The following is a 12574-nucleotide window of genomic DNA, read 5'->3' as shown; positions in this document are numbered from 1 at the left end:
AATTTGTTCAGTGCCAAATATCGTCTTTTTTGGTTGGCGGGTTTAGATACTCTGTTAACTGATATGCGTCATTATTAAGGAAGATTTACATGTACAACACGCATAGTTTTGTGAACCGCGCGCACGCCCTCTTTCTAACACTTCTTTTCACTCCTCTCTTAACTGCCGAGTTATCTGCACAGGAACTGAGTATCCCTTGTGATGAACTTGAGGAAAAAGTGCTTGCTGAGTCAGAAAAAGATAAAGTTACTCGCATTACCGGGTTCACGCCTGCCAAGCCACTAGAACGCGTTAGTCCAAAGTATCCATCTCAGGCGGTTATGCGTGGGCGAGAAGGCTGGGTAAAACTGAGCTATGTTATTGATGAAGAAGGAAGGGTTAAAGATCCTGTCATTGATGATTTCTTTGGCCATAAAGCGTTTAAACGAAGTGCGCTCAGTGCAGTTAAAAAATGGAAGTTTGAACCTGCTATCAAAGACGGTCAGCCCACACAGCAATGTCACCAAAGCGTACAGATGGATTTTGCCATTGCGAATCAAACTGGCGCGTCGAGAAAGTTTATCAAAGCCTATAAAGATGTTGATGCACTGTTTCAAGCCGGTGATATAGATGCGGCTGATAAAGCGCTAAGCGAGTTAAAAGAATGGGACACGTTAAATCGATACGAAAACACTTGGCTTTTGAATATGGATTGGCAGATTGCTCGCTCACTGGAAAATGTTGAAAGAGAGGCGAGGAGTTTGACTCGTGTGTTAGCAAGCAACGGAAGTAAGAGCAATGGCAACATGGTGTTTGACGAAGATTATGTCGCATATGCATTGCAAAGAAAAACCATGCTAGACAGTCAACGTGGCCTTTACGCAGATGCCCTTTCATCGTTTGATTCGCTTAGCAAAATGGAAAGCCAACAGGCTCGCATAAGCCAAATTGCTCCGCTGGTTGAGAGGATAAAATCGGTAATTGAATCCGAACAAAATTTAACTGTGCCTGTAACGATTGGCAAACAAGGAAGTTGGTTTCATACGTTAGTACGCAATCAATTTGCGTTTAACAATGTTGAGGGAGAACTCGACACGGTTGAAGTACGCTGTGATACACACCGAGAGAAATTCACAGTAGCTGAAAATCATATTTGGCGAATTCCCCCAAGCTGGGGGCAATGCCGCGTTATGGTGGAAGGTGATAGTACAACCACGTTTGATTTAATCGAAGTAGCACAAAGCTAATTTAAAAAGTTGTTGTCAGCGCAATTTGAAAAATGTGCTCCGAAAAGCGCTCACTCTGTTGAAAAAAACTTAGATTTTGTTGGTGTCCTCTATTTAGCTGCCATTCTGAAGTGATGAAAAAGCGCGGGTTTAGGTTGTACCGCGTGCTAATTGTCAGCGCACTTCCTCGGCTAGCATTTGGATCGTAGATATTTTCATCTTCGTCCTTCACTTGGAACCAGTCAGCGCGCACGGCGAGCGTTAACGATTGCCAGCCAAAAACGCTCATGTCTAAGGCTGCGGCAACATAAGCGCTCGCAAAGTCGTTCTCAACAATATGTTCCCCCATTAATGTATTGCCATAAAGAAGTTGAGAAAACAGCGTTAACTCGCGGCGGGGTAGATAACGCACAGTCAACGAATGGAAGCGTGTATGCCACGCATAAATGCGATCAGGATCGACGACGTTAGCGTTGGCGTTATTATCATAGTAGTAGTAGCGCATATCTGCTTTACGTTTATATGCCAAGTGCGCACCGAAGTAATATCCAAAGCGGTTGTCTATCTCTCTAAACGGCTCGGTCCATGCAGGGGCATTTAGCTTGTCTTCATCAACAACACCCGGTATAGGCAGAAAATTTATCTGATCATTATAAAGTGATTGTCTGTCGTGAAGCGCAAAACCACGCCATGAGAGCAGTGTTCCGGTCGTATCGTTACCCTTAAATAAGCTACCTAATATTTTCCATGACCAGTTGCTCTGCACTTGTCTGCCATTTTGCCTAAGGCTAACTTCAATGCCTCCGATTCTGAGTTCTTCACCGATCCAGCTGTTTATGGCTGAGTTAGTGAGGAAGTGAGGAGATAGCCAGCCAAAGTCTGTGTTTTCAGCAGATATAGCAGGGTAAAAGGCACCCACTTTTACTTCAGGTTTTATCGAGGAAGCACTAAGTGGCCGATACTTGAGATATAGCTGAGAAAAGTTGAGCCGCTCTTCGCCGTCGCTGTAAGCATTTAAAACACCAGATAATGTCCAATCATCAAACAAACGCAGGTTGGTTGAGATAACGGCTTGAGAGAGGTGTAAGCCATCATCTTCAAATCGCTGGTGGTTTTGGCCAAAGTCTTGGAAACTTTGCGTATTTTCTTTTAGCGCCCACGTTCCACGCAATAAAAAATCTGTTTCTGCGTAACTAGCTAACGAAAACGCTAGTGACAATAGCGTTAATAGTTGAGTACCAAACCGCATCAATAGTCGCCGAAACCAGAATCGAATCCGTCATCTCTGATTATGTTTGTATTAAGCATCCAGGTTACTTGAGTATCGGCAGACACAGAAATGGACTGTGGAGGGAAAGCCTTTTCACCTTCTACTTGTGGGTGCCAAAAACTTACAGTGTATTCACCATGAGGTAGCGAAACTAAACCCTGCCCCTGTATATCGGTCTTTCCATAATAAGGCGTGTCCGCAACAACAATGTAGCCCAGCATCCAATCGTGAATATTACAGCCAATATCGACAATACCAGCATTTTCAAAGCGTAAAGGCTCTGCGGTAAATTCTTTATAAAGCTTTAGTTCGAATTGCTTTGTCGAAGAAAATGAATAGACATGATGAAACAAGTTATCTGCATTAGGAAAGGTCACTTCAGTACCCGCTTTTACGACAAGCACGTGAGGAACAAACTGTTTGTCTATTTGATTCATTACGGCAGGTTCTTGATGCGGCATCTGATGCGCCTCTACCTCGAACTGAGGCTCAAAAAGAAACACGCCATTGTCGACGGGGGTGCCATCGCTATTATTCAGCGTTATAGAAAAACTTGCGGTGCGCTCATCTTGCCCTAATGCCATACTTGAACAAGCCATAATAAGAAGGGCGCTAAAAACTGTTTTGTGTTTCATTCAAGTACCACGGCACAAAGTATTCAAAGAAGACGTCTGTTGACTTAACCATAGAATAAACCCAGTAATATACAACTGCGTTACACCTTTAGTATAAGACCTTATTGGCTTCGACTTTATTTCGCTTTTAAGAAAACTTTCGCGCTAGTGCTTGTGTTTGACAGCGGTTAAACCTGAGCGAACTTTCTTACCAGGTTGTGATAAACATGATGTAGTCCATCAAGCTGCTCTCGCTCAGCGGTGCCGTCGTTAACCAATGACTGAATGCTTTGGTCAAGCTGGAAAAGGGTTTCACGCATTTGTTGGTCACTCACCATACTTTGTAGCCAGGTGATAGCGGCAACACGTTCACCTTTGGTCACAGGTGTGACTTTGTGAAGGCTTGAAGAGGGGTAGAGAATAGCGCTTCCCGCATCGCATTTAACTTTTTGCTCGCCAAATCCTGTTTGTATAACAAGCTCACCGCCTTCGTACTGGTCTTTGTCAGTAAGAAAGATAGTCATCGACATATCGCTGCGTAAAACATCGGGCGTATTAGGGATACGCATGATGGCGGCGTCTACATGATAGCCATAGGTTTGTGACTCGCTGTAGCGATTAAAGCAAGGTGGAAAAATACGTTGGGGTAGGGCAGCAGAGATAACTTTGGGATGATTGCCCAACTTACTCAGCAATAGGTTAGCAAGCTGTTGAACACGCTTGTCTTGTGCGTCCGCTTGGCCATTATTTTTGACGCCTGCAGCCATGCCCATCGCTGTGTTCTTGCCATCAACAAAAGGAACGTTAGAAAGCTGCTGACGAAACTGAGCAACTTCATTCTTCGTCAATAAGTCATCAATAATAATCATGTTTTCAACGCTTGTAAGAGTGTTTTTAATATAAAAAGACCTAGGCAGTTGTCTGCCTAGGTCATGCTAGCATTAAAATTCGTAGCTAACGGTACCTGTAATGTTGCGACCATCACCGATATACATGAAGGCGCCAGAACGGTAGGCTGCCGTCCAGTATTCTTCGTCAAATACGTTTCCAATGTTAACACGGAAAGTCAGTGACTCTGAGTGGTAGTAGTTAGCGAACAGGTTAACCACTTGATAGTCAGGAACTACGATGGAGTACTCACCGGTTTCAGCGTTATAGCCCGCTGCAGTATCTGGTTGACCACCATACATTTCTGACTGATAGCTGTAGTCTCCACCAAAGGCGAACTTCTCATTAGGCTGGTAGCGCATTTGAACGTAGAAGCTTTCGTCTGCGAAGTTACTTAGCGCAAGACCGATATTATCTTCGCTGTAAGACTCAAGAATTTCAGAATCCATAAATGCAGCAGACGCCTGAATGCTAAGCTTATCTGTGATATCACCGCTTAAACCAAACTCAATACCTTCTACACGGTTTTCACCGGTATTTAATGTACCTAGCGTTGAATAAGCATCACCTACACTCTCGTGTACATCACTTTTAGTAATGCGAAATAGTGCCGCGTTTGCTACAAGTTTCTCATCAAACAGCGACCACTTAGTACCAAGCTCAATATTTTCTACTTGCTCAGGGTCAGCTTGAGACGCTTGCTCTGGCGTACCACAAATACCGCCATAACCACAGTTAGCACCAAGATCTGATTCACCGCCGTTTATGTTGGTTGCCGTGCTATAAGAAGCGTAGATGTTGCCGTTTTCGGTCACATCGTAAACTAGTCCTAAATGGCCGTTGTAAAGCTCATCTTCGAAAGCATACACTTGCTCACCATCACGGCCTGACGTCGCATTGGTGTAGTCGTAGCTATCTACACGCAAGCCTGCGAAAACGTTAAGATTATCGGTAAGTTCGAAAGTATCCATAACGTACAGTGAGTAGGTTTCAATGTCGAACAAAGCGTCAGCATCACCACGGGTGTAGGTTTTGCCCATTAATCCGCTAATGTTGTCAACTTCATTGCCACTGCCATCTAGCAAGCAATAGCTTTCAGATACGCCACGACGCCCGCTGGTTAAGCAGTTTGATGGATTAGCGTAGTCCATATTAAATACGCCGTTGTCTACCGACTCGTCGGTATATTCAAAACCGAATACAAAGCGGTGATCAACGCCTGCAAAGGCAGTATCCCAGAAAAGGTTAAACTGTGTAGTTACGTAATCAACTTCCTGCCAACCTTGGTGGTTGCTTAACGATAGTGTGTATGCACCTGGTGCAGTAGGGTCGGTGGCGTCACGGTTAGTGCCACGCATACCGGTGGTAATATATTCGTTTTCCGTTTTACCTACGCGCGTTGCGTTATAAAAACGTAGGTTATCGCTAATGTCGTACTCTGTACGCAACGTGAATGTGGTTACTTCTGAATTCTGGAAGTCTTCGTCTTGTGCATATACGGGAATATCTTCAAGCGGGTAGCCTGCATCCCTGTCGTAATAGCTACCTAAGTCAGGAATGTCTTCAGCGTTTAGGTAATAAATATCCCCAGTGAACGACAAGCGATCGGTAGGTTGATTGACATAAGAAAGCTGAACCCCTTCACGATCACGCTCAATACCTTCGCGCCCAGGCTTATCTTCAGATGAATAAAGGCCGTTTAAGCGCACCGCGCTGGTCTCAGTTAACGTTTTATTTAAATCGACAGTTAAACGTGTGTGCTCATCGGTGCCAACCGCAGCATCAACACGGCCAAAGTTGTATGCAGTAGACGCTTTTTTGGTGATAGAGTTCACCGCACCACCTGAAGACCCACGTCCGGCAAACGTAGAGCTTGGACCCTTGGTAATTTCAACACGTTCGGTTGCGAAGCTTTCACGGGTTGTCATACCTGGATCGCGCAGGCCATCAACAAATACATCACTGCGTGCTTCGTGGCCGCGAATAATATAGCGGTCACCAAAAGCATTACCATTCTCACCTGTACCTAAGGTTACGCCAGCCTGTGCTTGCAGTATATCCTTTAGGTCTGTTCTACCACTTTCTTGAATTTGGTCTTGCGTAAGAACGCTAATGGTTTGTGGTGTGTCAACTAAATCGGCTAAACGACGAGGATCGCCAGATTTATTATAGCGGTAGATAGACTGCTGTACGCCGTGAATTTTAATGAGTTCTATGGCTTCGTCAGATACTGCTTTGCATTCAGCCGACGTCGTGTCGCTACACGCTTCTACTTCTTCTTGGGCCATTACAGCGCTACTGCCAAATGCCAAAGCTGCGGCAATGGTCTGTGCGCCCATTGTTAGTTTAGTGTTTTTCATCCTGTTTTCCTTGAGTGTGTGTAAGGAGGACGAAGTCTATTTAATAAAAATCGTCATGTAAACATAAATGATAAACATTCTCATTTGAATTGTTTGTAAAGTGTTTTAAATAAATCTTAACGCTTTGTATCAGAAGAGGTGGGAAATGTAGCTGTTACGACGACGCCAGATGCATCTTCCCTATCGTTTAAGAATAGTCGGCCCTTGTGAAATTGAGCGATCATATTGGCAATGTATAGCCCTAGACCTAAATGCGGAGATTGTGCAGCGTTTTGTACGTCGTTTTCTTTTCTTACCGAAACCATTGATTGAGTAAGTTGATTTTTCATCCCTCGGGGAAGTAATGGGCCTGGGTTACTTACGGTCAATGTTACTGACTTGTCATGCTTTTCCAGCTTAATGACTATTTCATCATTGTTCTGGCTAAAGTCGACAGCATTCGACACGACTTTATCGAACAGTTGAGCAATAAGCTCAGGCGACCCGTCAATAAGCAAGCTACTGTCTGTTGCAGTTAAGGTCCACTTTCTCAGCGCGTAGGTGTGTTGATAACCTTCTACGCACCCTTTGATGACTTGCACGATATTGAACGTTTCTAAGTCTTCTTGCTCTATTGCCTGTTCTAATCGGGTTGCTTCACTCATGCTGTTTAATATGGTGCTTAGACGATTTACGCCCGACTGAGCCCTTTCAACAAAAACCGCTTGTTGCTCGGAGTCATTATCGTGTAACAGCATATCTAAAGACGATTTCACCACAGCGATAGGTGTCCTTAGTTCATGAGACAGTCGAGACGCCATGTTTTCTAAATAAGAGTTATATTGCTGCAGTCGAGAGAGTACATCGGCGAACGAACGCGATAAGTCGCCAATTTCATCACGTTGATTTGATGTCGGCAAAGTGCCTATAATTTTTCCATTATCATCAATTACGGCTTCGGTGTTATCGCGAAGGGAGCGAATACGGTTTGAAATTCGCGTTGCGAACAGCAGCAGACCTAATGTTCCCAACGTCATTACAGCTAAAATAACGTGAAAGAGCTGTTCTAATGCTCGATTTCGCAATGTTCGAATACCATTCGTCGTTTGTTCTACAACAACCGCCCCCATTACGCCCCCTTCAATGAAAATGGGATAGGCAGCGGAAAGCACAATGGCCTTGTTATCGGGAGACAAGCGCCATAGTGAATCGGGTTGGCCGTTAAGCGCCGTGCCTAAATCCTGCCCTACTAATGCATAGGCATCGTCTAACTCGTCAATAAAGTCGGCAGGTGGTTGTGTTAGAATTTGATAGTAAAGTGGTAGTAACCACTCACTTTCTATCCAATTCCAAACAGCATTAGAAGACGTTTCTTTCTCGTCTACTTCAATACCGGTGGCCGATTGAATATCACCCGCGCGAGCAAGTACTCGCATGTGCTTATCTACGACCCACACCCTGGAATCGGCATATTTTAAACCTGCCAAAATACGCTCAATTTCGGGGGAAGGGGTAATAACAGTACCTAATTCAGCGAGATCATTCGTGTTTGCCGTTCCTAGCGCGTACTGCTTCAATCGACTTGCCTTATCGTCTACATCGACAATTGAAAATGCTAAGCCGCCTGTGGTCATTGATAGCGGAAAGCGCAGTTCAATATTGTAGCCCGTGGCTGTCTCTTGCCAGCGGCCTTGAATAGAGAGCGCGTTCTCTATTGCCCGCGTTGTAGATGTGTTGTCTGCGAGCTTGTACGCATTTACCCAGCCACTTTCGTACGGTGCAACAACATATCTTGCTAATTCACCCTGTGGGGTTTCCATGCCCACAAGTAAGTGGTCGCCTGTCTCCACGCTTAAACTATTGGGCTGCCGCCAAAGCAGCACGTCATCGCTCACTTCAAACATGGCATATAGAAATTGACCGTAGCGCCCTACCATATGCTTAAACGACAAGCTGGTGGGTTCTCCCGCATAGCCATTGTAATACTCAATAACTTCGCCACTGCCATACTCACTCATTAACTCACTGATTTGCTGCCAGTCGTTGAGTTCGCCATCCAGTCGAATAGGGGACGGGATAGGTGGCGCGTAAAGATCTGTGCCAGGGCGTACGTCTTGAAGATACGCCGATTGGCTATCAAATAAAGCGGGACGCTCATGAAGTGCAGTGGCCACAGCCCGCGCAGTGCCAATCATGGTTTGCTCTTGACCGTTTCGCAGATACTGCTCGAGTTCCCACACATAGTTATAACCCAAGTAGGGAATGGTGAATAAGAACAGCGACAGCACCATAAGCTGCAAACGAATAGAAAAGCGAAATCCCATGTTTTTAGTTGTTTGCCTTTATCTTTTAAATGGATGAAATGTGCTCACAATTTCAAGCCGGTTAAAGCTGCCAGCGATAACCCATGCCGTACACGGTGTCGATATGGTCGAAGTTTGAGTCAAGTTGAACAAACTTCTTACGCATACGTTTTATATGAGAAGTAATCGTAGTGTCGTCTACCACCATTCTAGACTCATCCATGAGCTGTTGGCGACTTTTCACATGACCGGGGCGCTTGATGAGCGCATGCAGCATCCAAAACTCAGTTACCGTTAATAAAACGGACTGGTTTTGCCAGCTTACCGTCATTCTTGACACATCTACTTTTAAGTCGCCCACTTTTAGCTCATCTTTTTGCTCTGTGGGTGCAGCAAGTAAGTCGGTACGTCTAAACAAAGCCGCAATGCGCGCAAGTAAGTGGGCCATGCTTATATCTTTGGTGAGGTAGTCGTCAGCGCCCATTCTAAGTCCGCTGATAGTGTCCACATCGTTATCTCGTGCTGTAAAAAAGATGATGGGAAGGGTTTGGGATAGGCCTCGCAGTTGCTGACACAGCATAAAGCCACCCTCAATTTCATCTTTTAAACCAATATCGATAATGGCTAGGTCGGGAAGGGTATGGTTAAACGCTTCAGCAGCAGAAGGCCTGTCCTCATAGGCATTCACACTGTAACCCTGCGCTTTAAGCGCCATAATGTAGTTCTCGCGAATGGCCGCGTCATCTTCCACTAATGCAATTGTCTTTGGCATTCATTAACCCGCAAATATTATTCAGATAATGCGCACACTATACCTATGATTAGCAGCGATTGCCTAAGTTCGGCATAAAATCCTCAAGCCTGCCTCATTTACGCCATATTTGAGGGGCGCATCGTGAACTTTAACCTTGGGACAGTCACCCACAATGTCCCGGAGCGCGGATTAATATAAGGCTCGGCGAGCAGCTTAACGTGCTAAATCTATGGGCACGCTAAATCACCATCACATTTCCACAATTACGCGCTTTTTCTGCCATGAATAACGGGTTTAATAGCATTTGTCCGTCGAGTTTAGTGCACGGCTTTTTTTAAGTGCTAAGCAAGCGAGGCGGATTGCTCTGTAGAGCCATTTCTGCATTCCCACGCTTTGCTAGGAAACCTGCCAGCGCCTTCTAAGCGGGCAATTATCTATGCAGACCGGTATTAAGCTACCCTTTGCGCTGCGTGCTACCCCAACGGTACGCGGCGCTTTTTTTTGGGGGTTGAAAAACGGTGTTTCCGCTCTCATTTAAAAGACGAAAGTTTAAACTGTTTAAAGCAACCACTAAACGCGAGTGTATTCATTTAATAGCATGAACTAGGTTACACTTCGTTAGTTGAGCGTTGTTAGCGACAGATAACTGCATCTCACTAAAGTTAATTAGGGCGTGCTGACCTTTGGTTTGCATCAAAGGTCAATACGTCTTAGTGATCACATTCTCACGACGGGCAAATCATGAAAGCGTTGGACATTAAAGGGTTAACCAAAACCTACAAAGGTGGCGTACAGGCACTAAAAGGCGTCGACCTTACAGTACAAGAAGGAGACTTCTTTGCACTACTTGGCCCAAATGGGGCAGGCAAATCTACCACTATTGGTATTATCAGTTCACTCGTTAATCAAACGACAGGCAATGTTTCGGTGTTTGGTTACGACCTTACAACGCAAAAAGAGCAAGCTAAAGCCTGCATTGGTCTGGTGCCACAAGAGTTCAACTTCAACCAGTTTGAAACTGTACTGCAAATTGTGTTGAATCAGGCAGGTTACTACGGCGTGCCTCGCAGCATTGCTAAAGAGCGCGCTAAAAAATACCTTGCTCAGCTTGATTTGTGGGAAAAACGCGATGCCCGCGCGCGGGAGTTATCCGGCGGTATGAAGCGAAGGCTGATGATTGCTCGGGCACTCATGCATGAGCCGAAATTACTTATTTTAGATGAGCCAACCGCGGGCGTAGATATTGAGATTCGTCGCTCAATGTGGGGTTTCTTAGAAGAGATTAACCGTCAGGGGATTACCATCATCCTCACTACCCACTATCTTGAAGAAGCAGAAATGCTGTGTCGCAATATCGCTATTATTAACAAGGGCACCATTGTCGAGAACACCAGCATGAAAGCTTTACTATCTAAGTTAAGCCTAGAAACCTTTGTGTTGGATATCAAAATTCCAGAAGGTGTGTCGAACACAGATAACCTACTAACGGGCTTTGAACAGCGTTTGATTGACGACCATACCCTTGAAGTAGATGTTGAAAAAACGGAAGGGTTGAACCCGGTTTTCACTCAGCTAAGTGAAAAGGGTATTCAGGTAATGAGCATGCGCAATAAATCAAATCGCCTTGAAGAGCTATTTGTGCGTTTAGTTGAATCAGCGAAGCAAGCTGGCTAAACCCATAGCAGGTAAAGGTGAAGAACATGAAAACTGAAAGTACACACATGAACACAGAAGAAAACGTGGGTTGGTTTAAACAAAACTATGTGGCGTTAACCACTATTTGGATAAAGGAATGCACGCGCTTTTTGCGCATATGGGTACAAACCCTTGTGCCGCCAGCTATTACAATGAGCTTGTACTTCGTGATATTCGGCAGCCTCATTGGTAACCGAATTGGCGAGATGGGCGGCTTTACTTATATGGAATTTATTGTGCCTGGCCTTATTATGATGTCGGTGATCACAAACTCCTACGCCAACGTGTCATCTTCATTTTTTAGCGCCAAATTTCAGCGCAATATTGAAGAGCTATTGGTGTCACCAGTACCCACCTCGGTCATTATTCTGGGGTATGTTGGCGGCGGCGTAGCCCGGGCTATTCTCATAGGTATTATCGTTACCTTGGTGTCGCTGTTTTTCGTTGATGTACAAATACATAATTTGGGCATTATTGCGCTCACGCTGTTACTTACTTCTACCCTGTTTGCAACTGCAGGCTTAATTAACGCGGTATTTGCGAAAACCTTTGATGATATTAGCGTGGTGCCAACATTTGTATTAACACCGTTAACCTACTTAGGTGGCGTGTTTTATTCCCTATCGCTACTGCCTGAGTTCTGGCAATGGGTAAGTAAGGCAAACCCTGTTGTGTATATGGTTAACGGGTTTCGTTATGGCTTCTTGGGGGTCTCTGACGTAAACGTAACCTTATCGCTTACATTATTAGTAGGCTTTAACGCGCTGTTATTCAGTGTTGCGTACTATTTGCTTAAAACCGGTAAAGGTATTCGTAGCTAATGGCCAGTGGTAATTCTAGAGAAATCACAACATCACAGGTAGGCATTCACGATAAGTTAGACGACTTAGTGAAAAAATACCAAGCGAGTGAAAATAAGCGACCTATTAGCGACCATACACAAGCCGCTTTTGATGATGTTAGCGCGTGGCTTGAAGGCTTTAACGACGCTAGTAGCGAGATCATTTTAGACTCATGCTGCGGCGTTGGCGAAAGTACGGCGAATATTGCAAGAGCTAACCCCAATGCGCGCGTTATCGGCATTGATAAGTCGGCGCTGCGGGTGGATAAACACGAGCATTACAGCGCACAGCAAGACAACTATCGGGTAATTCGTGCCGATGTAAATGATTTTTGGCGCTTAGTAAAGCAGTCAAGTTGGAACGTAACGCAGCACTTTTTGCTATACCCCAATCCGTACCCTAAAAAGACCCAGGTTCAAAAGCGCTGGCATGGTAGCGCGGCTATGGTTGACCTGATGGCCATCACCCCCAATATTGAGGTGCGTAGCAATTGGCTCATTTATCTAATGGAATTTGCGCAAGCGGCTAAACATTACGGCATGGTATCTGATTTATCTGAAGTCACTGGCGATGATCACATGACGCCGTTTGAGCGAAAGTACCGAGGTAGCGGTCAGGCGTGCTGGCAGCTTAACTGCCGTAGTGAAGAAAGCTGACATTTTAT

The 12574-nt window shown here is 45.0% G+C and carries 10 protein-coding genes; 4 read left to right on the top strand and 6 right to left on the bottom strand.

Going from position 1 to position 12574, the window contains the following annotated elements:
* Positions 1-89 precede the first annotated feature (89 nt).
* Positions 90-1226, top strand: a complete 1137-nt coding sequence (locus tag BK026_RS12760; protein WP_083575086.1) for an energy transducer TonB — start codon at positions 90-92, stop codon at positions 1224-1226.
* 1 nt (position 1227) lies between these two features.
* Here the strand turns inward: BK026_RS12760 and BK026_RS12755 are convergent, their stop codons facing one another.
* The 6 genes from BK026_RS12755 to pdsR all read right to left on the bottom strand — a co-directional run bounded on the left by BK026_RS12755 (position 1228) and on the right by pdsR (position 9391).
* Positions 1228-2454: a hypothetical protein gene (locus tag BK026_RS12755; RefSeq protein ID WP_071816166.1), complete on the bottom strand. Its 1227-nt coding sequence runs from the start codon at positions 2452-2454 to the stop codon at positions 1228-1230.
* Complete coding sequence (locus tag BK026_RS12750) at positions 2454-3110, bottom strand: methylamine utilization protein (RefSeq protein WP_083575085.1); 657 nt, start codon at positions 3108-3110, stop codon at positions 2454-2456. The genes BK026_RS12755 and BK026_RS12750 overlap by 1 nt, the downstream gene beginning before the upstream one ends.
* 167 nt (positions 3111-3277) lie before the next feature.
* Positions 3278-3958, bottom strand: a complete 681-nt coding sequence (locus tag BK026_RS12745; protein ID WP_071816165.1) for a Fe2+-dependent dioxygenase — start codon at positions 3956-3958, stop codon at positions 3278-3280.
* A 72-nt stretch (positions 3959-4030) separates the two neighbouring features.
* Positions 4031-6337, bottom strand: coding sequence for a TonB-dependent siderophore receptor (locus BK026_RS12740; protein ID WP_071816164.1), 2307 nt, complete (start codon positions 6335-6337; stop codon positions 4031-4033).
* Between the two features lie 116 nt (positions 6338-6453).
* Positions 6454-8640, bottom strand: a complete 2187-nt coding sequence (gene pdsS, locus BK026_RS12735) for a proteobacterial dedicated sortase system histidine kinase (RefSeq protein ID WP_071816163.1) — start codon at positions 8638-8640, stop codon at positions 6454-6456.
* A 61-nt stretch (positions 8641-8701) separates the two neighbouring features.
* On the bottom strand, positions 8702-9391 hold the full coding sequence (gene pdsR / locus BK026_RS12730; RefSeq protein ID WP_071816162.1) for a proteobacterial dedicated sortase system response regulator: 690 nt from the start codon (positions 9389-9391) through the stop codon (positions 8702-8704).
* Between the two features lie 723 nt (positions 9392-10114).
* On the opposite strand from pdsR, the gene BK026_RS12725 reads away from it, so the two are divergent.
* Genes BK026_RS12725 through BK026_RS12715 form a run of 3 tightly spaced genes read left to right on the top strand, consistent with a single transcriptional unit; the run spans position 10115 to position 12566 of the window.
* Complete coding sequence (locus BK026_RS12725) at positions 10115-11047, top strand: ABC transporter ATP-binding protein (RefSeq protein WP_071816161.1); 933 nt, start codon at positions 10115-10117, stop codon at positions 11045-11047.
* A 26-nt stretch (positions 11048-11073) separates the two neighbouring features.
* Positions 11074-11889, top strand: a complete 816-nt coding sequence (locus BK026_RS12720; protein ID WP_177247912.1) for an ABC transporter permease — start codon at positions 11074-11076, stop codon at positions 11887-11889.
* The gene (locus BK026_RS12715) at positions 11889-12566 is read left to right on the top strand and encodes a tRNA (guanosine(46)-N(7))-methyltransferase TrmB (protein WP_071816160.1); all 678 of its coding nucleotides are present in this window, start codon (positions 11889-11891) and stop codon (positions 12564-12566) included. The genes BK026_RS12720 and BK026_RS12715 overlap by 1 nt, the downstream gene beginning before the upstream one ends.
* The last annotated feature ends 8 nt before the right edge of the window (positions 12567-12574 follow it).

Source organism: Alteromonas sp. V450 (assembly GCF_001885075.1).
GTDB lineage: Bacteria > Pseudomonadota > Gammaproteobacteria > Enterobacterales > Alteromonadaceae > Alteromonas.
This window is presented reverse-complemented; position numbering and strand designations above follow the sequence as displayed.